General features: G+C 64.7%; 20 protein-coding genes. 10 read left to right on the forward strand and 10 right to left on the reverse strand.

What is annotated here, in order from left to right; all coding sequences use genetic code 11:
* Window positions 1-26: 26 nt before the first annotated feature.
* From N4S67_RS19640 to N4S67_RS19660, 5 genes are read right to left on the reverse strand one after another with little or no spacing between them, the layout of a single operon-like run.
* A complete protein-coding gene (locus tag N4S67_RS19640; protein WP_260994649.1) occupies window positions 27-1,049 on the reverse strand; it encodes a ferredoxin--NADP reductase in 1,023 nt (340 codons plus the stop codon).
* A 53-nt stretch (window positions 1,050-1,102) separates the two neighbouring features.
* Window positions 1,103-1,555 carry a MarR family winged helix-turn-helix transcriptional regulator gene (locus N4S67_RS19645; RefSeq protein ID WP_260994650.1) on the reverse strand — a complete coding sequence of 151 codons (453 nt, stop codon included), beginning with the start codon at window positions 1,553-1,555 and terminating at the stop codon, window positions 1,103-1,105.
* 23 nt (window positions 1,556-1,578) lie between these two features.
* On the reverse strand, window positions 1,579-2,826 hold the full coding sequence (locus N4S67_RS19650; RefSeq protein ID WP_260994651.1) for a metal-dependent hydrolase family protein: 1,248 nt from the start codon (window positions 2,824-2,826) through the stop codon (window positions 1,579-1,581).
* Window positions 2,823-3,185: a hypothetical protein gene (locus tag N4S67_RS19655; RefSeq protein ID WP_260994652.1), complete on the reverse strand. Its 363-nt coding sequence runs from the start codon at window positions 3,183-3,185 to the stop codon at window positions 2,823-2,825. Before N4S67_RS19655 ends, N4S67_RS19650 begins: the two co-directional genes overlap by 4 nt.
* A gap of 1 nt (window position 3,186) precedes the next feature.
* Window positions 3,187-4,452 (reverse strand): aromatic ring-hydroxylating oxygenase subunit alpha, encoded by a 1,266-nt coding sequence (locus N4S67_RS19660; protein ID WP_260994653.1) that lies wholly within the window; start codon window positions 4,450-4,452, stop codon window positions 3,187-3,189.
* 175 nt (window positions 4,453-4,627) lie between these two features.
* On the opposite strand from N4S67_RS19660, the gene N4S67_RS19665 reads away from it, so the two are divergent.
* A complete protein-coding gene (locus N4S67_RS19665; protein WP_390893452.1) occupies window positions 4,628-6,094 on the forward strand; it encodes an aldehyde dehydrogenase in 1,467 nt (488 codons plus the stop codon).
* 10 nt (window positions 6,095-6,104) lie between these two features.
* Here the strand turns inward: N4S67_RS19665 and N4S67_RS19670 are convergent, their stop codons facing one another.
* Window positions 6,105-6,707 carry a TetR/AcrR family transcriptional regulator gene (locus N4S67_RS19670; protein WP_260994655.1) on the reverse strand — a complete coding sequence of 201 codons (603 nt, stop codon included), beginning with the start codon at window positions 6,705-6,707 and terminating at the stop codon, window positions 6,105-6,107.
* 101 nt (window positions 6,708-6,808) lie between these two features.
* On the opposite strand from N4S67_RS19670, the gene N4S67_RS19675 reads away from it, so the two are divergent.
* Window positions 6,809-7,975, forward strand: coding sequence for a spirocyclase AveC family protein (locus N4S67_RS19675; RefSeq protein ID WP_260994656.1), 1,167 nt, complete (start codon window positions 6,809-6,811; stop codon window positions 7,973-7,975).
* 5 nt (window positions 7,976-7,980) lie between these two features.
* Here N4S67_RS19675 and N4S67_RS19680 read toward each other — a convergent pair whose 3' ends face one another.
* Complete coding sequence (locus tag N4S67_RS19680; protein WP_260994657.1) at window positions 7,981-8,583, reverse strand: TetR/AcrR family transcriptional regulator; 603 nt, start codon at window positions 8,581-8,583, stop codon at window positions 7,981-7,983.
* A gap of 130 nt (window positions 8,584-8,713) precedes the next feature.
* Here N4S67_RS19680 and N4S67_RS19685 point away from each other — a divergent pair, with 130 nt between their 5' ends.
* From N4S67_RS19685 to N4S67_RS19695, 3 genes are read left to right on the forward strand one after another with little or no spacing between them, the layout of a single operon-like run.
* Entirely contained in the window at window positions 8,714-9,874 is a 1,161-nt protein-coding gene (locus tag N4S67_RS19685; protein ID WP_260994658.1) for a spirocyclase AveC family protein, read from the forward strand.
* On the forward strand, window positions 9,875-10,693 hold the full coding sequence (locus N4S67_RS19690; RefSeq protein WP_260994659.1) for a CbbQ/NirQ/NorQ/GpvN family protein: 819 nt from the start codon (window positions 9,875-9,877) through the stop codon (window positions 10,691-10,693). It begins immediately after the preceding gene.
* Window positions 10,690-12,423 carry a nitric oxide reductase activation protein NorD gene (locus N4S67_RS19695; RefSeq protein WP_260994660.1) on the forward strand — a complete coding sequence of 578 codons (1,734 nt, stop codon included), beginning with the start codon at window positions 10,690-10,692 and terminating at the stop codon, window positions 12,421-12,423. Before N4S67_RS19690 ends, N4S67_RS19695 begins: the two co-directional genes overlap by 4 nt.
* Window positions 12,424-12,557: 134 nt before the next feature.
* Here N4S67_RS19695 and N4S67_RS19700 read toward each other — a convergent pair whose 3' ends face one another.
* From N4S67_RS19700 to N4S67_RS19710, 3 genes are all read right to left on the reverse strand, one after another.
* The gene (locus tag N4S67_RS19700) at window positions 12,558-13,316 is read right to left on the reverse strand and encodes an alpha/beta fold hydrolase (RefSeq protein WP_260994743.1); all 759 of its coding nucleotides are present in this window, start codon (window positions 13,314-13,316) and stop codon (window positions 12,558-12,560) included.
* A gap of 112 nt (window positions 13,317-13,428) precedes the next feature.
* Window positions 13,429-15,006, reverse strand: coding sequence for an alpha/beta hydrolase fold domain-containing protein (locus N4S67_RS19705; protein WP_260994661.1), 1,578 nt, complete (start codon window positions 15,004-15,006; stop codon window positions 13,429-13,431).
* A gap of 160 nt (window positions 15,007-15,166) precedes the next feature.
* Complete coding sequence (locus tag N4S67_RS19710) at window positions 15,167-16,345, reverse strand: acyl-CoA dehydrogenase family protein (RefSeq protein WP_260994662.1); 1,179 nt, start codon at window positions 16,343-16,345, stop codon at window positions 15,167-15,169.
* 55 nt (window positions 16,346-16,400) lie between these two features.
* Here N4S67_RS19710 and N4S67_RS19715 point away from each other — a divergent pair, with 55 nt between their 5' ends.
* From N4S67_RS19715 to N4S67_RS19735, 5 genes are all read left to right on the forward strand, one after another.
* Window positions 16,401-17,315, forward strand: a complete 915-nt coding sequence (locus N4S67_RS19715) for an NAD-dependent epimerase/dehydratase family protein (protein WP_260994663.1) — start codon at window positions 16,401-16,403, stop codon at window positions 17,313-17,315.
* 9 nt (window positions 17,316-17,324) lie between these two features.
* Window positions 17,325-18,068, forward strand: coding sequence for a hypothetical protein (locus N4S67_RS19720; RefSeq protein ID WP_260994664.1), 744 nt, complete (start codon window positions 17,325-17,327; stop codon window positions 18,066-18,068).
* Window positions 18,069-18,077: 9 nt separating this feature from the next.
* On the forward strand, window positions 18,078-19,049 hold the full coding sequence (locus N4S67_RS19725) for a TIGR03564 family F420-dependent LLM class oxidoreductase (protein WP_260994665.1): 972 nt from the start codon (window positions 18,078-18,080) through the stop codon (window positions 19,047-19,049).
* 128 nt (window positions 19,050-19,177) lie between these two features.
* Window positions 19,178-19,834, forward strand: coding sequence for a TetR/AcrR family transcriptional regulator (locus tag N4S67_RS19730; protein WP_260994666.1), 657 nt, complete (start codon window positions 19,178-19,180; stop codon window positions 19,832-19,834).
* The gene (locus N4S67_RS19735; protein ID WP_260994667.1) at window positions 19,831-20,835 is read left to right on the forward strand and encodes a zinc-dependent alcohol dehydrogenase; all 1,005 of its coding nucleotides are present in this window, start codon (window positions 19,831-19,833) and stop codon (window positions 20,833-20,835) included. Before N4S67_RS19730 ends, N4S67_RS19735 begins: the two co-directional genes overlap by 4 nt.
* Window positions 20,836-20,841: the final 6 nt, after the last annotated feature.

A 20,841-nucleotide genomic window follows, 5' to 3' on the forward strand; every position in this document is an offset into this window, starting at 1 on the left:
CGTCCCATCACAAAACCCTCTTGTCTCTACTCATAGACCACGTGCACTGTTCGGGTTGTAGGTAGAGACTGGCACGTCAACACCCAACCCTCGGCCACTTCGTCGTCATCGAGTGCGTCGTTGTTGAGCATTCTGGCCCCGCCGGAGACGATGCGCGCCATACATGTTCCGCACGAACCGGTCTCACACGACGACGGCGCCCGTAGGCCGGCGATCCGGGCCGTCTGCAACAAGGTGTTGCCCGCCCGGTAGCCGGCGGTGACGGTCTTGCGATCGAGTTCGATCACGATTTCTTCTGTCTGCCCAGAGGCGTCGGCGACGTCGGCGGGTACGGGTTCGATCGAGAAGCGTTCGAGGTGGACACGTTCTCGCGGAACGCCGGACTCGAGGACCGCGGCCTCAACGGTGTCCATGAACGGCCCGGGACCGCAGATGTAGTAGTCCGCCGCACCGGCGCCGGAGATGAACGAGCCGACCGCCGAGGGCGTCACCACTCCGCTGTCGTCGTCGATGTGGTGCGCGACCGTCAGACGGTCGGCGTTCTCCTTCGCCAGCCGCTCGAGCGCGGCAGCGAAGATCACCGAATCGCGACTGCGGTTGGCGTAGAACAACCGGACGCGCCGCGAAGAATTCGCCAACGCCGTCCGGAGCAGCGACATGATCGGCGTGATGCCGCTGCCGCCCGCGAACGCGACGACCTCGTCATCGGTGTCACGCAGACAGAACCGCCCCTCCGGCGGGGCGGCGTGAATCTCGACGCCTTCAGAGACCGTGTCGTTGAGCCAGTTGGACACCACTCCGCCGGGGTCGCGCTTGACGGTGATCTGCAGGTCGTCCTCGACGGGAGCCGACGACATCGAGTAGCAGCGGCGAAGGTCCTGACCGTCCACGGTCACGCGCAGCGTCAGGAATTGGCCGGCGCGGTAACGGTACTGCGCCGAGCAGTGCGCGGGCACGTCCAGCACCAGGGAGACGGCGTCGGACGTCTCCCGTACGACACGCTTGACGCGTAGGGGCGCGAACCCGTCGTCACCGTTGCTCTCGGCCATCGGGTCCACTATATCAAGTACTTGTCATTCATCTCAAGTACTTCATACGGCCCCTAGGAATCGATGTGGTCGGCGTGCAATTCGTGGCCGGTCCCCTGCTCAACGACGCGCGACAGCAGATCACGCAGGGTTTTCTGCTCGGCCTTGCTCAGCACGCCGAAGACCTTGTCGTGCGCGGCAATTGCATCGTTGACGACATTTTCGGCCACTTTGCGGCCCTGGTCGGTGAGGAACGCCTGAAGAATCCTGCCGTGCTGGGGGTCCTGTTTACGCTCGACGAGGCCGCGCCGTTCGAGTGCGGTCAGAGCAAGCTGCACGCCTTGCGGGCTGATGAGCATGCGCCGGGCCAGGTCGGCACCTGACAGGCCGGGCTCGGTCGACAGCTGGCGCAACACACCGATCTGCGCGGTGCTCACGCCGTGCTCGCTCACCGCGTCGTTGACCGTTGTCAAAGAGAAGTACCAGGCCTGCTTGAGCAGCCACAGGATGTTGTCGGTTTGTTCCACGCTCGCTCCTCTCGGTCTGGGCGCTAGCGCTTGTAGACCACACCGTTCTTCATCACGAACCGCACGTCCAGTGTGACGGCGATGTCGCGCGACGGGTCATCCGGCACGGCGACGATGTCGGCGAGGTAGCCCGCAGCGATGCGCCCCAGGTCGTCGTCGGCCTCGATGAGCTCGGCGCTGGTGATGGTCGCGGCCCGCAGTGCCTGCATGGGTGTCATGCCGCGAGAGACCAGCGCGCACAGTTCTTTCGCGTTCTGCCCGTGCGGAATCGCCGGCGCGTCCGTTCCGCAGGCGATCCGGACTCCGGCGGCTATCGCCTTCGGCAGCATCGCCTGCGCGCGGGGAAATACCTCCTCGGCCTTCTTGCGCAGCTCCGGAGCGATGCGGTCGATGGCCATCGCCTCGGTCAGGTAGGTGGTCGACACCAGGAAGGTGCCGGTGTCGGCCATCAATTTGATCGTGTCGTCGGTGGCGAGAAACCCGTGTTCGATGCAGTCGATCCCGGCGCGGATGCACGCGCGAATAGCGCTGTCCCCCACCGCATGCGCAGCTACCCGCACACCCGCGCGGTGCGCCTCGTCGGCGATCGCGGCGAACTCGTCGTCGGAATACTGCTGCGCACCGGGCGCGGTGCTGTGGGACATGACGCCACCCGAAGCGGACACCTTGATCAGCTTCGCCCCGTGCCGGATCTGATAGCGCACGCACGCTCGCACGTCGTCCACCCCGTTGGCGATGCCCTCCGCCACCGAAAGCGGCATGATCCCGGGCGCGAGTCGCTGGAAAACCGTCGGATCGAGGTGTCCGCCGTAGGGCGTCACCGCATGCCCCGCCGGATAGATCCGCGGACCGTTGTGCCAGCCCTGCTCGATCGCGCGCTGCAGCGCGACGTCGAGAAGGTAGCCGCCGGTCTTGACCATCAATCCGAGATTGCGCACCGTGGTGAAGCCGGCCTCCAGGGTGGTACGCGCGTTCACCGCACCACGCAGCGTGCGGTAGGCGGGGTCGTCCTGCACCCCGTGCATAGGGCTCGGCAGACCTTCGGGACCACCGGGCCCGCCGATGAGCAGGTTGAGCTCCATGTCCATCAGACCCGGCAGCAGCGTGACATCGCCCAGGTCGATGTCTTCGGCCGGATCCTGCGGCACCTCAACGGGGTTGACCGCCGTGATCCGATTACCCTCGATCACCACTACCGCCGGTGAGCGCACCTCGCCGGCCTCGACGTCGGCCCAGCGCGCCGCGCGCAGGACGGTGATCGGACCGGTCACGGCACGGGTTCTGACACGCAGTCCAGCGTCGTGGCGCCTGAGTCGGGCACCTTCGGTTGCTTCCAGCACTCGACCGGAAACGACGCCTGGATCATCGAATAGAGAAGGTGCATGAGGTTCAGCACGTCCTCCGGCATGTCATCCAGCGAGAACTTATCGCAGTACGAGATGGCCTCCTCCGCACGCGCGGTGATCGCGTCGTAAAAGGCTTGTATCTCCTGCATCGAACTGTCCAGCCGCTTGGCGTACCGTTCGGCCTCGGTGGGCAGGCACCAGTCCGAGAACACCTCGAGGTCTGCGAACTCGGGCGGCAGTTTCGGTGCGCGGGAGGAAAAAGATTCGGTTGCGGCGGTCGTCATCTCACACTCCCGCAGTCTTGCGCCGGTAGTCGTCCACCCATGCCGCGGTCTCGCTGTGCAGATGGCGGATGAGCACCTCCTGGTCGCAGAGCAGGAAGTTGTCGAGCACGCGTGACTCGACCATCGTCTGGGTGGCCTCGAGGGTGTTGGCATCCTGAAGGCCGTACTCCTTGAACGACACCGCGGCCAGTTCCTGCGCTATGCGCTCACGGGGCGTTCTCGGCTGCGGGAAGTACACCGTGCCCTCGAAGATGTGCGTGTTGTGCGACGTCGGCCAGTAGTGGTAGGTCAGGTACCAGCCCTGCCCCCAGAACAAGATCACGAAGTTGGGAAACAACTGGAACGAATCCAGGCCCCAGGGATCGCATTTCGCGGGATTCAAGCCCACGGGCATCTCGCCGAGATCCGGCTTGTCCCACGGGCCGAAGAGTCCGCTCTGACAGATGTCCTCGATCGGCTTGCGCATCTCATCGGCCATCTCCCAGGCCTTGATGCCCGAGGTGCTCACCAGACGGTGCGGGCCCTCGATGCGATAGTGCGGCGCCTCGAAGCCGGCTTCGGCCGCCGCCTTCGAATAGGCGGTTGGTGATTGGTTCGCATGCAGGACAGGTGCGTGGTAGAACTCCTGGAACGCGTCCATGTAGAGCTTCCAGTTGGCCTTCACCTCAGACCGGTAGTAGAACCGCGAGGTCATCTTGTCGAACGGATAGCCTTCGAGATTCGTGATCATCGGGCCGAGGAAGTCGCGCAGCGACTGCTCCGGCTGCTCGGCGAAATTGACGAAGATGAAGCCCTCCCACACCTCGCAGTGGACGGGCACCAGACCGTAGCGGCTCTTGTCGAGGTCGAAGAACTCCCCCTCCTGCTGAACGAACGTGAGGTTTCCGTCGAGGTCGTAGCGCCAGGCGTGGTACTTGCAGGTGAACTGCCGGCACACACCGCTGGTCTCCTCCAGCGGCATGTCGTTCCACACGAGCTTGTTGCCGCGGTGCCTGCAGATGTTGTGATACGCCTTGACTTCTCCATTGGTGGTCCGTACCACGATGATGGAGGTGTTGGCGACCTTGAGTTCCTTGGTGAAGTAACTGCCCTTGCGTGGAATCTGTTCGACGCGACCGACGTTCAGCCACGCGCGGCGGAACACCGCCTTACGCTCGAGTTCATAGAACTCGGGATCCACGGAGTCCTCGTAGGACACGGGCCCGGTGCCCAACTGTGGGTAATGCTCGGTCCAGCTGCCTTCCGGCGGTTTGGGGAATCGAGGCATCGGCTTCTCCTGTCCACGTGGTGGTCTAGTCATACCGCACGCGCCGTTGGTCTTTGGCGCAATCTGCGGGAGCCTTCTGCGCCGACGGTATATGCTCCAGCTCATAATCGCAAGTAGTTGATATTACCCGGGTGACCGGGGTGCAGAAGGAGTCGGACACGTGCATTCGGATGAGCTGTTCATCGGCGGCAGTTGGCGTGGAGCGAGCACCGAGCAGCGCATCGAGATCGTCTGCCCGCATACCGAGGCAACGGTCGCGTCTGTCGCCGCCGCGGCACCTGCCGACGTGGACAGGGCGGTCGAGGCCGCCCGGGCCGCGTTCGACACCGGCGCCTGGCCGCGATTGGACCCCGCCGAGCGCATCGCCGCGGTCAGAGGGCTGGCCAATGTCTATGGCGAACGGCGCCCTGAAATGGCCGATGTCATCACCTCGGAGATCGGTGCACCGATCAGCTTCGCTCAACGCGCTCAGGTGGCACTGCCGTGGACGATGATGACCGCTTTCTGCGACCTGGCGCAGAACTACCCATGGCACGAGTCCAGACCCGGCAGGTACGGGTCCGACATCCATATCCGACGCGAGCCGGTCGGCGTCGTCGCGGCCATCGTTCCCTGGAACATGCCGCAGTTCCTCATCGTCACCAAGTTGATTCCGGCACTTCTGGCCGGCTGCACCGTGGTCCTCAAACCCGCGCCGGAGTCGCCGCTCAACGCGCTGCTGCTGGCGGAGATGGTCGCCGAGGCGGGTCTGCCGCAGGGTGTGGTCAGCGTGCTTCCGGGCGACGGCGCACTCGGCGGATATCTGGTGAATCATCCTGGTGTCGACAAGGTTTCCTTCACCGGTTCCACAGCAGCGGGTAAGGCCGTCGCCGCCGCATGCGCGACGAATCTGCGGCGCGTCAGCCTCGAACTGGGCGGCAAGTCCGCCGCGATCGTCCTGTCCGACGCTGATCCCGCCGCCGTTGCGACCGGCGTCCGATCGGCCAGCCTGAGCAACAGCGGTCAGATCTGCAACGCGCTGACCCGAGTTCTGGTGCCGTCCGGACGTGCCGACGAGTTCACCGATGCACTGGCCGCTGAGATGACGTCGTTGGTGGTCGGCGATCCGACCGACGCCGCAACACAGGTCGGACCGCTCGTCGCCGAGCGTCAACAGCACCGGGTGCGCGGCTACATCGAGACAGGGCAGACGGAGGGCGCCCGCCTGGTGGTGGGCGGTGCCGAGATGCCTGACGGCCTCGACCGCGGTTGGTTCGTGAAACCCACGCTGTTCGACCGCGCCGACAACACGATGCGGATCGCGCGGGACGAAATCTTCGGGCCCGTGCTGACCGTCATCCCCTACGCCGACGAAGAAGACGCGGTGGCGATCGCCAATGATTCCGACTACGGCTTGGCGGGATCAGTGTTCACCGCAGACACCGACCGGGGGCTCGACATCGCCGCCCGCATCCGCACCGGCACCTTCGGCGTCAACCAGGGCTACACGATGGACCCGTTCGCACCGTTCGGCGGCGTCAAGGACAGTGGCTACGGACGCGAACTCGGTCGCGAGGGTATCGACAGCTACACCGATTCGAAGTCGATATCTGTTGCAGCAACGCAGGATCCGGCCGCAGCGACTGCTGGCAAGGGGGCGTGACGCCCGATAGCTACGGCAGCTTGATCGCCGAGACGTACATTTCGATGACGGGCCGGTAGAGGTCCACGTCGTCGAGTTCACTGCCCAGCACGACCGAGTCACTGGTCGCGACGAGGACCTGGGCGAGAGTCTTCGCTGGAATCAACAAGGCGCCACCGAGCCTGTCGATGCCTTCGGTGATAAACGTCGCGAGCGCTTCGACGACCTCCGTCCTTTTCTCCGCCACCCGCTCGCGGACATCAGGATTGCGAAGAAGGTAGAGGGTGAATTCATGCCCCAACGCGGCGTGCTCGGCCCCGCGGTCACGGCTCAACTGGCGCCATCGCGCGGCGATCTCGTCGAGTTCGCGTGACCCGACCTGCTCGGCAGAGGACATCACATCGGCGAAGTTGTCGAAATAGCGACGCCAATACCGGTCGCTCACGGCGAGGAAGAGATCCTCCTTCGTGGCGAAATGCTTGTAAATGGCGCCTTTCGTATAGCCCGCCGCGTTGGCGATGTCGTCGAGAGTCGCTGGTGCGAAACCTTTCTCGGCGAACACGTCTTCCGCGGCGTCGAGCAACAGAGAGCGTGTGTGCTCGAGACGTCGTTCCCGTGTCCAGCGCTCGACCATGAAAAAAGTGTGCCACAGAATCTGAGAACCCCGTTGGATAGTCAGATACTCGCTGGTATCTTCTCGATGAGCGCGTGTGCGCGAAAGTTGCAGGAGGCGTCTTGAGCGAGTCGAACAAACGGACATCCGCAGTCACCGAACCGGTGAGCGGCACCGCCGGCCTAGGCGCGGCGACCCCGCGTTCGTCGAATGCCATCAAGATCTGGGCGACCGTCGGCACCGTGTTCTTGGCAATGACGCTGTATCTCGTCATTCGGTGGGTCAGCGGACCCTACTTCGAGCCGGTAGCGGGCGGCCCTAGCGAGCCACCGCTGTACATGAAGATCCCGTTGATCGCCAACGCGGTCGTGCTCTGGATCGGCCTGCCATTCGCGCTCTGGTTCTTCCTCATCCGGCCCTGGGTGCGGGAGAAGCGCATCACGCTCGACGGCATGCTGCTGATGTCGATGAGCCTGATGTGTTTCCAGGATCCGATGCTCAACTACTACAGCACCTGGTGTACGTATAACGCCTGGCTGTGGAACCGGGGATCCTGGGCACCGTACTTCCCCGGCTGGGTGGCACACGAGGAACCGGGTCATACCGTGCCCGAGCCCCTGCTGACCAACATTCCCGGCTACATGTACGGGGTGCTGCTGCTCACCATCGTCGGATGTGCGGTCATGCGCAGGATCAAGAAGCGGTGGCCGGGAATCAGCAATCTGAGGTTGGTGTTGGTCACCTATGCGATCGCCATCGTCTTCGACTTCATCATGGAGGGACTCATCCTCCTGCCGATCGGCTTCTATTCCTACCCCGGTGCGATCCAGTCGTTGTCGATCAACGCAGGCACCTATTACCAGTGGCCGGTCTACGAGGGGTTGATGTGGGGAGGCGTCCAGGCCGCGCTGTGCTGTCTGCGCTTCTTCACCGATGACCGGGGACGCACCGTCGTCGAACGCGGGCTGGACAGCATTCGCGGCGGTGTCGTCAAGCAACAGTTCATCCGCTTCCTCGCGATCTTCGGGGGTGTCAGCGCATGCTTCTTCCTCTTCTACAACGTGCCCGCGACCTGGCTCGGCATGCACGGCGACCCCTGGCCCGAGGACGTGCAGAAGCGCTCGTACTTCAATCCGGGGATCTGCGGTGAGGGGACCGACCGACCGTGCCCGAATCCTGATCTTCCGATACCGACCAAGCACTCGGGCTACATCAACCACGACGGCGAACTCGTTCTGCCGGAAGGCGCCGGGGTGCCCTCACCCGTACCGATCGACCACGGGCAATGACCCCGTCAGGGCATCTTGACGGCCGACACGTACATCTCGACCACTGCCTGGTACAGGTCGACATCGTCGAGGTGGCTGCCAAGCTCGACGGCGTCCGTCGTGGCGATGATGATGTGAGCGAACGTCGATGCAGGGATCAGCAGGGTCGCACCGAGACTGTCGATGCCCTCGACGATGTACGTGGCAAGCTGGTCGACAACCTCTGATCGCTTGGCCGCCACGCGTTCCCGCGCCTCCGGGTTACGTAGCAGGTAGAGGTTGAACTCGAGACCCAGCGCCGCATGTTCGGCGCCGCGGTCACGACTGAGTTGGCGCCACCGATCGCCGATGTCTTCGATTTCGCGCGCCCCGATGTGGTCCGACGACGACATCACCTCGGCAAAGTTGTCGAAATACCGACGCCAGTACCTGTCGCTCGCCGCCAAGAACAGTTCTTCCTTGGTGGCGAAGTACTTGTAGATCGCGCCCTTCGAGTAGCCGGCCGCCTTGGCGATGTCATCGAGAGTCGCAGGGATGAAACCTTTTTCGGCGAACACCTCCTCGGCGGCATCCAGCAGCAGTGAGCGCGTGCGCTCGAGACGTCGCTCGCGCGTCCAAGGCTCGACCATTCGGCAATTTTGCCACAGCATTTCCAACTATTGGCCATGCAGATACTCACTGGTATATTTTCGACGCATCGGCCACTTTCGAGGGGAGCTCTGAGTCCATGGGATCGACAAGTGCGGAGAAGGCGGTGTCATGAGCGATCTGTCGAGCAAGAAGCCCGTCCTCACCGAATCGCTGAGCGACGCGGCGCTCGGTACGCAGCCGCAGAAGAAGATCACGCCGGTGAAGGTCTGGGGCGCGGTCGGCGGTGTCATTCTCGCCTTCCAGCTCTACGTGTGGATCCGCTGGATCACCGGGCCCAACTTCGAGCGAGTTCCCGCAGGCCCGACAGAGCCACCGATGTTCATGAAGGCGATCCTGTTCACGTGGACAGCCGTAATCGTCGTCGGCCTGCCAATTGCCATCTGGTGGTTCCTCATTCGGCCGTGGCGCCGTGAGCGGCGAATCACCCTCGACGGCATGCTCTTCGTGTCCTGCGGGCTGCTGTGGTTTCAGGATCCGCTGCTGAACTACTTCAGCACGTGGAGCACCTACAACACCTGGATGTGGAACATGGGCTCGTGGGTCCAGGACATTCCGGGTTGGGTGTCGTTCGGGGAACCGGGCGCCATGATGGCAGAACCGGTCCTGATGAACGCCCCGGGTTACTTCTTCGTCCTGCTGTGCACCATGTTGGGCTGCTGGGTCATGCGCTTGGCCAAGAAGCGTTTTCCGAATATCAACACCTTCGGTCTCATCGGCGTGGTGATCGCCTGGACCTTCTTCTTCGATTTCGTCATCGAGGGCCTGTTTCTCATGCCGATGGGCCTGTTCACCTATCCGGGCGCCATCCAGGCGCTGTCGGTCAATGCCGGCACCTACTACCAATGGCCCCTCTACGAAGGGCTCATGTGGGGCGGTGTCCAGGCGGGCCTGTGCTGCATGCGTTACTTCACCGATGACCGTGGCCGAACCTTCGTCGAGCGCGGACTCGACAGCGTCCGAGGCGGTTTCGTCCAACAGCAGCTCACCCGGTTCCTGGCGATCTTCGCCGCGTGCAGCGCCTTCTTCTTCGTCTTCTACAACATCCCGGCACAGTTCTTCGCCATGCACCAGGACCCGTGGCCGGATGACATCTTGAAGCGCTCGTACTTCCTGATGGGCATCTGCGGTGACGACACCGATCGTCCGTGCCCCGACCCCGCGCTACCGATGCCGTTGACGAATTCCGGCTACATCAACCACGACGGTGAGCTCGTCCTCCCCGAGGGCGTCAAGCTTCCCGAAAACGTTCCGCTCGAGCGAGGAGAATAAATGCGCAACAGTACGTCCGCGGTGGTCACCCCCGTTCCGAACGCGCCGTTCTACCGAGCGGTCGGCGACGAGGTGGAGGTCTTCCGCGCGGCGGCTCGCCGAGGCCTGCCGGTGCTGTTGAAAGGCCCTACGGGCTGCGGGAAAACACGATTCGTGGAAGCGATGGCGCATGCGCTGGGCCGGGATCTGATCACCGTCGCCGGCCACGAGGACATGACGTCGGCGGACCTCGTGGGCCGATTTCTGCTCAAGGGCGGTGAGACGGTCTGGGTGGACGGGCCGTTGACCCGCGCGGTGCGCGAGGGCGCCATTTTCTACCTGGACGAGGTGGTGGAGGCCCGCCAGGACACCACTGTGGTCATCCATCCGCTCGCCGATCACCGCCGTGAGCTGCCCGTCGACCGGCTCGGCACCACGCTGCAGGCGGCGCCCGGATTTCAGCTCGTGATCTCTTACAACCCCGGCTACCAGAGCGTCCTGAAAAACCTCAAGGAGTCGACCCGCCAGCGATTCGTCGCCATCGAACTCGGCTACCCGTCGGCAGAAATCGAGACTGAGGTGGTTGCCTACGAAGCCGGGATCGACACCGAGACCGCACGCGCGTTGGTCAAGCTCGCCTACGCCATCCGCAACCTGGATGGCTCACCGTTGCGCGAAGTGTCCTCCACTCGCATGTTGATTCTCGCCGGTGGACTCGCGGCGGAAGGGCTGAACCTGCGCAGTGCCGTCCACGCGGCCGTCGTCCAAGTGCTCTCCGACGACCACGATGTCATCCGCGCCCTCGATGAACTCGTCAATACCGTCCTGCCCCAGACGTGACCGACGTCGCCGTGCCGCTTCCAGTCGCTTCCGATCCCGGCAATCCTGACCGGTTCCGGTTCCTCGCCACCTACATCGCCGGCAGGTCCGTCGAAGTCACCGAGGCGCCGGCCGGCCAGCCTGCACACACGAACGGCCAATTCATTTTCGTCACCGCCGGTGGCACCGTCGACGAGCAGCGCCGCGAGATGGTCGTGCAGGCAGCACTTCTCGGTGCGGGCAGCCTTGACCCGCGGTTGGTGAAGGGATTGCGGGCACGGGCCACGATGGCACGCCGATACTTGGCGGTCGAAGGCCAACGGGCTCTCGCTCAACTCGCCCGACAGATCCCACTCGACGCCGCGCTCGTTCCTGACGGGCTTCCCATTACCGCGACCGCCGAAGAGTCGCTCGAGGTGGCCAAGAGCCGAGCCGAGCTTGCCGACCCACCGGTGTGGTTCGGTGTCATCAAACCCTCCCGGTTGATGGCGGCGTCCGCCGGACCCGGCGGGCAGGCCACCAACAAGGACCTGAAATTGCAGTTCGATCCCATCGACATGCCGGAGTCCGAGGACGACGAAGAAGACGAAGACGAGGACGGTGGAAAGTCCGGCGAGAGCAAGATCCTCAAGCTGTTCGAGAGCCCGATCTTCAACAACCAGTCGATGTCGGACTACATGCGGAAGATGTTCGGCGGTTCACGTTCTCCCGGAGAGGGTGCCGCGGGCGCGGAGATGACGGTTCGCTCCACCCGCCGGGTACAGGAGATCGGAGCCAATGCCCGGCCCCTCCCGACGCGGATCCAGTTCACCGATGACGGCAAACCCGGTGCTGCGGTAGGCGTTGGCGGCGCCTTGTATCCGGAGTGGGACGTCTTCAATGATCGGTACAAGCCGGACTGGTGCCGGGTGATCGACTTTCCACTGACTGTCGCCGCCGACGTCTCCGATGCGGGTGTCGCGCACGACGATGTGCTGCGGCGCCGCCTGGCCCGGGTCGGGCTCGGCCCGAAGGTCCTGCGCGGCCGTGCCGATGGTGACGACCTCGACATCGAAGCGCTCATCGACCTCTTCGTCGATCTGCAATCCGGCTTTTCCGGAGCCGAGCACGTCTACCTGGAGCGCCGCAAACTTGCCCGCAATCTCGGTGTGCTCATCCTGATCGACGCCTCCGGGTCCGCCGTCGACGCCGATTCAGACGGTCTCGCAGTGCACGACCACCAGCGAAGGGCGGCCGCCACCCTGGCCGTCACACTCGAAGAGCTCGGTGACCGCGTCGCCGTGTATGCGTTCCGGTCCCAGGGCCGCCACGCAGTGCATCTGCCGGCCATCAAGACGTTCGACCAAAATTTCGGCGCTGTCGGACGGGCCCGGCTCAACCAGCTCGAACCAGGAAGCTACACCCGTCTCGGCGCCGGAATCCGCGGTGCCGGTGAAGTTCTCAAGAATCAGGCCGGCACGCCGAATCGGCTGTTGCTCGTCCTTTCCGACGGTTTTCCTTACGACGACGGCTACGAAGGTCGTTACGCGGAAGCCGACGCCAGTAAGGCCCTCGAGGAGCTCCGCGCCGACGGCGTTGCGTGCCTGTGTCTTTCGATCGGCGCGTCCACGGAAACCGATGTGCTCGAACGCGTCTTCGGCGCCGCCAGCTTCGCCAGCGCGCCGACCTTAGCCGACTTGAGCCCGCAGATGGACGAGTTGTTCATGTCGTCGCTCGCCGAGCTCGCCGCCCCGAAACCAGTGGGGGCGTAAGGCCCTCGGGCACCGCCCGAGTCCAACCGTCACACCGATCAACGGCACGCAGGGAAAGTCCGATAACGTCTCTGCTGAACGTGGATACCGTGACTCGCGGTGAAGGCCGCTGACGCGAATCCGATGCGTCGGCTCTACCCCGACGGCTGATCGAGCGAATTCCAGAACCGGGTCAGCGCCACGGCACCGCGCGTCGGATCCTCCACCATCCACCAGTGTCCCAACCCGTCGAGCACCTCAGTCCGGGCGCCGGCTCGATCGGCCGCCCGACGCCGCATCTCCTCGGTACCGACGAAGTGATCCTCGGTAGCCAAGAGCGACAGCCCCGGCCTGGCCGCCGCGTTCTCCAGCGCTCTCCCGGCATCGGCCAGCGCCGGTTGGCATGCGGAGCGGTAGACCGCCAGAATTGCCCGCGCCATCTCCGGACCTTGCGCCGCGGCGAATGACATCGCCACGTCGTGGGGAACGCCGAAGCCGGCCAGCTGCTGCGCTCGTTCCTCTGGCGAACCGTCCTGCATCAGCGCGACCAACTGCTCGCCAACGTCCGGGGTTTGGAACCCCTGGGCCATGTCGTGCCACACGTAGTCGCGGTCAAACAGGCCGACGACGTCACTCGCCCAGCTGCGCACCAGTTCGGGGCGATGCATCACGACGTTCACGACATGGCAACCGCCCCAGTCGTGACCGACGAGGTCGACGGGTTCATCAATGCCCTCCAGCTCGTCGACCAGCCAGTCACGGTAGGCGAGATAGGTTGCTGGAAAGGTGTCGGGCAGCGGGGCACCGAACCCCGGTGGCGATAACCGCACCACATCCCTGCGGCCCAGAGCATCTACGAGGGGGACCCAGACTGTGTCAGTCTCCGGATTACCATGCACCAGAACAACAGTCACGATCACCATCCTCGCACGGCGGAGATGAAAATGTGTCTTGCCGTGGACCATCGGCACGGCACCAGCGATTCACGTGTCGCCCACCGATCGCGCGTACGTGTCACGAGACGGACTATCCCAGCAGCGCTCGATAGACCGACGGTCGGATGGCGTGTGCGTCGGGCAGGAACGCGAAGATGCCCCAGTCGTGGATGAGATCGCGGCGCAGGTCGAATGTGAAATTGGTGTAGCCGCCTTCGGCCACACGCTGCTGCAGGCGCAAGGTGTCTGGCGTGAGCAAGTCCAGCGAACCGGAGAAGCCAGTGATAGGCGGTAGGCCCTCCAGCGAGCCGTAGAGGGGGCTCGCGTACCGGTGTAAGGTACCCAGTTCGCCGGCCCAATCTCGGCCTGCCTGTTGCAGATTGGGCACATCCAGGAGTGGGTCACCGGGATCGAGCGCCGAGCTGAGCGAATTGCCGACACCGGCGTCGAGCCACGGCGCGAAGAGCACCATGCGCGACGGCACCGCTGACCCACGCACGACCAGTTCCTGGACGGCGGCCAGCGCAAGTCCACCGCCCGCAGAGTCGCCGATGACGCTGACGTTTTGTGCGCCGCGCTGGGCGATGAGCTGTTCGATGAAGTCAGCCGTCTTTGGAACCGCGACGCTCGCGGTGCCGCCGTCGGGCACCAGCGGGTAAAGCGGGACGACCACCGTCGCGCCGGTCTCGCGCGCCATGTCGGTGTAGGTCCACCAGTGAAACAGGCTGGCCTCGGCGACATAGGCGCCACCATGGAGCGCGACGATGTATTCGTCGGTCGCGTTCTTCGGTTGCAGCGTCCACACAGGCATGCCGTCGAACTCGGTCCGCTGCACGGTCAGTCCGTGTCGCAAGAAGAACGGTGGGACGCCGTCGGTGAAGAACGGCACCTTGAGACTGGTGAACTTCAGCAGGCCGCCGAACGGCTTGAGCACAACGTCAACCACGCGCAGTCCGGCGACGACCAGCTGGTGGATAAGCGTCGGCGCACCCACGTACTGGTCCTCCCAGTTCGCGGGCAACGGCTCCTCGGTCACGACCGTGGCAGCGACGAGCGGTCCGACGCTGCGCGTGTCGCCCGCTGTCACACCTATTTCCCGACGCGCAGCCGCCAGCAATGCCCATTCCGCAGGCGTGTGGACCGGTGCTCCGGGTGCGGCATCGGTGACAGCATCGGTCGCCTCCGCGACCGGCGCATCAGCGGCGACGTCGTAGATCTCACCCTTCGGTAACACCACTTCGGTGGTGGTGAGTTCTGTGACCACCTGAGCTTCGGCAGCGGCTTGCGCGGCGAAATCTGTTGTTTTCGAGACCGGTTCGTTGTCGGTCTCGCCGGCTGGTGACTGATTCGGTCGATCGCTGTCCCCCGAACGAGACTTCGGCGTCGAGTCTTTGCGCTCCGACTCGTCTTCGCCGACGGAGCTGAGTTCGTCATCGCGGCCGGTCCGATGCTGGGGCCCGTCGGAATCTTTCCCGTCCGTTTGGGCCGTGTCTTTGGCCGAACTCGCTTGTCCCGCGGTCGAAGGGGATTTGTCAGAAGCGGAGTCGCCGGAACTCGGCGACCCGGTGTCGGCCGGGTCGGCCGTGGCGACGGCGCACCCCCATCCGCTCACAACCGCAATGCCGATGCCTGCCGCGACGACCGGCACGCCCGCCCACTTCATGAGCATTGTCGACCCCTTCGATTGCGAATACTCATCGCACCGCCCCGACCGTAGCCTGCTGAGCAACCGCTCAGCAGGGGATTACGATATTCGATCATTCGACATACAGCTGTGGTCGCCGCTTTCGCGGAATTGGGCATCGCGCCGCAGCGGTCGCCGCCCAACATCAGCGCGCCGGCAGACCGAGAACGCGCTGGGCGATGATGTTGCGCTGAATTTCCGACGTGCCGCCGGAAATGGTGCCCGCGTAGGTGCTGACATAGCGCGTGAACCAGCTGCCGCTGTAGAGGTCTGCGTTGTACGGGTTGTACGGCGCCGTGAGCGCGGGATCGAGCAGGCCGTCGGCACCCGCGGCGTCCAATATGTGTCTGGCAGCATGCTGTTCGGCTTCCGACCCGAACACCTTCAGCACCGAGATGCCGGGCACATCGCGTTCTCCGCGGGCCGCCTGGCCCAGCGCGACCGAGCCGAGAAGGCGCAACGCCTGATAGTCCATGGCGATGGTCGCATAGCGGTCGCGGTTCACGTCACCGGTTGGGCGGTAATCCTCGAGCATCTGCTGCAGACGGTTGGCGAACGCCATCCACATCATCGTGCGCTCGTGGCCCAGCGATCCGTTGGCCACCCGCCAACCTTCGTGCAGCGGCCCGACGAGATTCTCGGCGGGCACCCGCACGTCGGTGAAGAACACCTCGTTGAAGTCCGGATTGTGCCGGTCATACACCGAGGCGAATGGGCGACGCTGCAGGCCCGGCGAGTCGGTGGGAATGAGGAGCGCGCTGATGCCCTTGTGCTTCGGCGCCTCAGGGTCGGTGCGCACGAACGTCAGAATGACGTCGGCGTCGTGCGCCCCGGATGTCCATACCTTCTGCCCGTTGACCACAAAGTGGTCGTCTTCGAGAACGGCGCGAGTGCGCAACCCCGCCAGGTCGGAGCCCGCACCCGGTTCACTCATGCCCAGCGACGCGGTCATGTCGGCGCGCAGGATCGGCACAGCCCACTGCCGCTTCTGTTGCTCGGTGCCGAACGACAGCAGCGACGCGGCGATGATGCCGACACCCTGCGGGTTGAACGCGTGATAGATCCGACGCCTCGCCAGCTCCGCACGGTGCACGAACTGCTGCAGCACACCGGCGTTGCGACCGCCGAACTCCGGCGGGTTGCCGGGCAGCAGCCAGCCGTGATCGAACTGCACCTGTTGCCATCGACGCGCCCACTGCGGAACGTGCGACGTGGAGCGCGACCGCTCGGCGGCGGCCTCGGCCTCTGCGGGCAGGTGCTCGTCGAGGAACGCGACGAACTCCGCGCGGAAAGCCTCGACCTCGGCGTCGAAAGTCAGCTGCACGAGTCCAACATATCAAGTACTTAACATTTGCGGATCGGTGCGCTATGACTGAAGGATGCTCACTGGAGAGAAGGTCCTCATCACAGGAGCGACCGGCAAGATCGCCTTCCCGATCGCGCGCGCACTCGCCCAGCACAACGAGGTGTGGGGCGCCGCGCGACTGCGGGACCCGGCGGACCGCGACCGTCTGTGCGGCGCCGGCATCACCCCCGTGGCGCTGGATGTGAGCACCGGCGACTTCTCCGCCGTGCCGGACGACTTCACCCACGTGTTCCATGCGGCGGTGGACACCGGCCAAGGGGATTGGACACAATGCGTCGACACCAATGCGCAGAAATCCGGCGACCTGCTGTACCACTGCCGTGCCGCCAAGGGCTTCGTATTCTGTTCATCCGGTTCGGTTTACGGTTACCAGGGTCAGCGTCCGCTGCGTGAGTCCGACCCACCCGGCGTCCCACTGCGGGCCAACTACAGCTTCTCGAAGATCGCCGCCGAGGCGGTGTGCACCTGGATCGCCAAGCAGCACGCGATACCGCTGACGATCATCCGCATCTGCTCGACGTACGGCCCAGAGGGCGGCGCGCCCGCCGATCGGCTCGCGATGATGTTGGCAGGCAAACCGATTCGGCTCTACCCCGACAAACCCAACAACTACAACCCGATCTACGAGGACGACTACGTCGAATTGGGAATCAGAGCCATGGAAGTGGCCGCCACGCCGCCAGTGGTTGTCAACTGGGCGGGTAGTGAGACGGTGAGCGTCGAGGACTACTGCACCTACATGGGGGAAATCGTGGGTGTCGAACCGACGTTCGCCTATACACCGGATGCCCATACCCCACTGTGGCCAGACGTCACCTACATGCACGAGGTCCTCGGACCGACCAAAGTCCACTGGCGCGACGGAATGCGCCGCATGATCGAGGCACGCCACCCCGACATCGCGCTGCCGTCGGATCCGACGGCTTGAAAGGATGAAATGACGCTTCCCGGAACGCCGTCAGACGAGGTCGACGATGTTCTCGCCGCAGGACGCGGCGATGTCACCACGTTGTTCGTCTCCATGGCCAGGCGCCATCCGGATGGCACTGACGCCGACTACCTGCGCTGGCACACCCTCGACCACCGCCCCGAGCAGCACCGACTGTCCGCTGTGCGCGCGTCGCTGCGGTTGGTGTCGACTCCGCAATGCCGGTCGGCGCGGGCCGCGAGCCCGGCGCCCTACGACGAGATCGACCACGTGATGACGTACTTTTTCACCGAACCCGCCGGGATGGAGTCCTTTCTGGCACTGTCGAAGGCACTCGGCGACGCGGGTCGCAAGCTCCCCCTTCTGCCGCCTGTCGAGCGCGGGGTCTACGACGTGTCCGGCCGAATCGCGGCGCCGCGCATCAAGATCGGTGCCGACGTCCTTCCGTGGTGGCCCACCCACGGCGTCTACCTGCTGCTCGAACACGGCGACGCCGCCCCCGACCCGCTGCTGGAGATCGATGGGGTCGCCGGAGTGTGGACGGCGACATCGCTTCCCGTCGGGGCCCGCCTGGCGAGCGCTTCTGCCGGACAGAAGGTTTCGTACTGCTTCCTCGACGACGACCCGGTGCTGACCGCCGAGCGTCTGCAACCCGTGCTGCATGAGCGCTGGCGCCGAGACGGCGTAGAGCCACTGCTGGCCGCACCGTTCCATGCGGTGGTGCCGCATGAGTGGGACCGCTATGTGCCGTGAGGAGAAGCAATGAGAATCGGCTTGATGGTCGGCTCCGACAAGGAGCGTTCCCGCGCGGAGCGGCTCACTGGACTGATCGACGACGGAAGGGCCGCTGAGAACGAGGGTTTCGCGTCGTTCTGGATGCCGCAGGTGCCCGGTTACCTCGATGCGATGACGGCCGTAGCGCTGCTCGGACAGGCCACCGAAAGGATCGAGATCGGGACCGCCGTCGTCCCTATTCAGACCCGGCACCCGCTGATCATGGCGCAGCAGGCGCTGACGACGGCGGCCGCCTGCTCCGGCCGGTTCACCCTCGGGGTCGGGCCGTCACACCACTGGATCATCTCCGACCAGCTCGGTCTGCCCTACGACCGGCCTGCCCGGTTGGTGCGCGACTACCTCGAGGTGCTCGACGCGGCGCTCGGCGGGCCGGGCACCGTCGCCATCGACAATGACTCCTACCGGGTACGAAGCCCGGTGGACGTGACCGACGCCTACGAGGTGCCGGTGCTGGTGGCCGCATTGGGGCCCACGATGCTGCGGATCGCAGGTGAGCGGACCGACGGCACCATTCTGTGGATGGCCGATGAGCGCGCCATCGGCGACTATGTCGTGCCGCGTCTCACTTCCGCCGCCGAATCGGCCGGGCGTCGCGGAATCCGTGTTGTCGCAGGCGTTCCCGTCGCACTGTGCGCCGACAGCGAGGTCGACGGCGCCCGCGACTATGCGAGCGAGGTGCTCGGGCACGCCGACTTCTCCCCCAATTACGTCCGACTGCTCGAGCACGGCGACGCCGAGGACGTCGGCGACACCATGGCCGCGGGTGGAGAGGAGACGATCCTGGCCCGGTTCCGCCGTTATCGAGACGCCGGGGTCACCGACCTCGCTGCCCGGGTTGTGCCGCTCGGCGAGGACGCCGGTCAGCGGCAGCAGTCCCGCAGCCGCACTCAAGCGTTCATTTCGTCGCTCGCCGCGGAGTTTTCCTCCGGCGCTGCGTAGGCACGAACTTCGACAGACTTCGCCTTCTCACGTCGCCGGATCCGCCCGGTTCCGCAGCGTCTCCACTGTAGATAGTTAGACAGACGTCAACTATATGCATGTGTCAATCCGAGTGCTAGATTGCAGAAATGCCGAGAAACAGCGCGTTGACGGCCGTCGGCGACGGTCAGCGGCGGGCGTCCTATCAGCGCGCTCGGTCGCACGAAACGAAGCGTGCGTTGGTCCAGGCGGCCATGGCGTTGTGGCGCACTAGCGGCTACGCGAAGACGACGGTCGCCGACATCTGCCGGGCCGCAGGAGTATCGCGCGCATTGTTCTACTTCTACTTCCCCGCTAAGGAGGACATCCTCTTCGAGGTCGGGCTGCTCTCGACCCGCGCGGCGCGCAAAACCGTCCAATCGCTGCTCGACACCGATTACGACGTCCAGGCCGTCGTTGCCAAGGCGTTGCGCAGCCTCGAGCGGTCGATGGCGCGCAATCCGCGAGAGCTGGTCATCGAGACGATTCTCGAGGGATATCGGCATGAACACCGCATCATGGCCGGCGCCGAACAGACCGACGAGGACGCCGACATGTTCGGCGAGCTGTTCGCCAGAGCTCAGCTCGACGGCAAACTGCATGCCGACGTCGACGTTGCGCATCTGTCGCATCTAGCGGGGATGCATGTCAGCGAAGGCGTGCGGCACTGGGCCGGAGGCAGGTTCGGCGACCGCTCCTTCGCCGACGTTGTCAGCGAGGACATCGCCGCACTGATCACCGGATTCGACGTGCGAGCACGGCGATGAGGGTGGCCATGGTGACGGGACCCGGGCGCACTGATGTGGTCGAGGTGCCCACCCCTACCGTCGGCGCCCGCGACGTGCTCGTGAAGATACGTGCATGTGGCATCTGCGGTTCCGATGCCCTCTACATCGCCATCGGCGGGTTGCGAGATGGGCACACGCCGCTGGGCCATGAACCCGCGGGTGAGGTGAGTCAGGTCGGCAACGACGTCACCGACATCTCGGTGGGTGATCACGTCGTCGTCAACCCGATGGTCGCCCCCAGCGGGATCATCGGCAACGGCGGTGCGAGCGGCGCGCTGGCCGACTACCTGCTCATCGAGGACGCTGTCCGCGGCGAGAGTCTCGAGATCATTCCCGACCACATCCCGTTCGAAGTGGCGGCGCTGAACGAACCGATGGCCGTAGCCCGCCACGGTGTCAATCAATGTCGGCCGATCCCGTCGGACAAGGTAGTGGTGTTCGGCGCGGGCCCGATCGGGCTTGGTGCCACGATAGCGTTCAAATCCCTTGGTATAGCCCACGTTGCTGTCGCCGATCTGGTTACCACTCGACTCGAGAAGGCCCTGTCGGTCGGCGCGGATGCGGTCGTCAACGTTGCCGACGAGGACCTTGTGCGACGCTTGATCGAACTGCATGGCCCCGGTGAGTCGATGTACCCGGGCAAAGCAGGCACCGACATCTATTTCGACGCCGCCGGGGCACCGTCGGTCATCAACACCGCCTTGTCTGCGGCCAAACGCGGAGCCCGCCTCGGCATCGTCGCCGTGCACAAGGAGCCGGTGCCGGTCGACTTCCTCTCCATCATGACCAACGAGATCACCGTCGTCGGGTCGATGGGTTACCCCGACGAGATCTTCGAAGTGACCCGCGACATCGTTGCCGACTGGGAGAAGTACGCCCTCATTGTCAGCCACACCGTTGCGTTCGACGATGTCGACGAAGCGCTCCGTCTCGCCTCGACCCCTGGCGCCGCCGACAAGGTCGTCGTCACATTTCCCTGAAAGGAG

Source organism: Mycobacterium deserti, from assembly GCF_025345615.1.
Lineage (GTDB): Bacteria > Actinomycetota > Actinomycetes > Mycobacteriales > Mycobacteriaceae > Mycobacterium > Mycobacterium deserti.

Coding starts and splice junctions, on each gene's coding strand:
- N4S67_RS19715 (WP_260994663.1), top strand. CDS start 16,401: ATGCTCACTGGAGAGAAGGTCCTCATCACAGGAGCGACCGGCAAGATC.
- N4S67_RS19730 (WP_260994666.1), top strand. CDS start 19,178: ATGCCGAGAAACAGCGCGTTGACGGCCGTCGGCGACGGTCAGCGGCGG.
- N4S67_RS19640 (WP_260994649.1), bottom strand. CDS start 1,049: ATGGCCGAGAGCAACGGTGACGACGGGTTCGCGCCCCTACGCGTCAAG.
- N4S67_RS19725 (WP_260994665.1), top strand. CDS start 18,078: ATGAGAATCGGCTTGATGGTCGGCTCCGACAAGGAGCGTTCCCGCGCG.
- N4S67_RS19680 (WP_260994657.1), bottom strand. CDS start 8,583: ATGGTCGAGCCTTGGACGCGCGAGCGACGTCTCGAGCGCACGCGCTCA.
- N4S67_RS19690 (WP_260994659.1), top strand. CDS start 9,875: ATGCGCAACAGTACGTCCGCGGTGGTCACCCCCGTTCCGAACGCGCCG.
- N4S67_RS19735 (WP_260994667.1), top strand. CDS start 19,831: ATGAGGGTGGCCATGGTGACGGGACCCGGGCGCACTGATGTGGTCGAG.
- N4S67_RS19670 (WP_260994655.1), bottom strand. CDS start 6,707: ATGGTCGAGCGCTGGACACGGGAACGACGTCTCGAGCACACACGCTCT.
- N4S67_RS19720 (WP_260994664.1), top strand. CDS start 17,325: ATGACGCTTCCCGGAACGCCGTCAGACGAGGTCGACGATGTTCTCGCC.
- N4S67_RS19655 (WP_260994652.1), bottom strand. CDS start 3,185: ATGACGACCGCCGCAACCGAATCTTTTTCCTCCCGCGCACCGAAACTG.
- N4S67_RS19685 (WP_260994658.1), top strand. CDS start 8,714: ATGAGCGATCTGTCGAGCAAGAAGCCCGTCCTCACCGAATCGCTGAGC.
- N4S67_RS19705 (WP_260994661.1), bottom strand. CDS start 15,006: ATGCTCATGAAGTGGGCGGGCGTGCCGGTCGTCGCGGCAGGCATCGGC.
- N4S67_RS19660 (WP_260994653.1), bottom strand. CDS start 4,452: ATGCCTCGATTCCCCAAACCGCCGGAAGGCAGCTGGACCGAGCATTAC.